The sequence below is a fragment of the Vibrio sp. 10N.261.51.A4 genome, from assembly GCF_041471945.1.
Classification (GTDB): domain Bacteria; phylum Pseudomonadota; class Gammaproteobacteria; order Enterobacterales; family Vibrionaceae; genus Vibrio; species Vibrio crassostreae_C.
On the sequence record NZ_JBFRPJ010000080.1, the window covers coordinates 1 to 308 of the forward strand.

The 308-nt window shown below is 58.4% G+C and carries 1 protein-coding gene; it reads right to left on the reverse strand.

Annotated elements, in window-relative coordinates; genetic code table 11:
- Positions 1 to 308: hypothetical protein (locus tag AB4384_RS17645; RefSeq protein WP_372129882.1), on the reverse strand; the 308-nt coding region annotated here is incomplete at both ends.

Sequence of the window (308 nt, forward strand, 5' to 3'; positions counted from 1 at the left end):
TCACCGTCGCTTCCGCTGTCGAGCCGTAACCGTCGGTCATCACCATCTGGTAATCGCCACTGTTCGTGCCTTGCTCGAAGTCGTTCACCTCCGCCGAAACGCCCGCTGTCGTGATGCTGATGTTGCCGGCCGCATCGACACTGTAGAAACCGTCTTCACTGATGGTGCTTAAGGTGCCGTCACTGTGTTTGAACTCGTATTTGGTCACGCCATCCAGATCGCTGCCGGACAAGGTACCCACTACCGCGTCCGCCACTTGGTTTTCCGCGTACGTCACCGTCTGCGCACCGAACGAGCCTGACTCATCC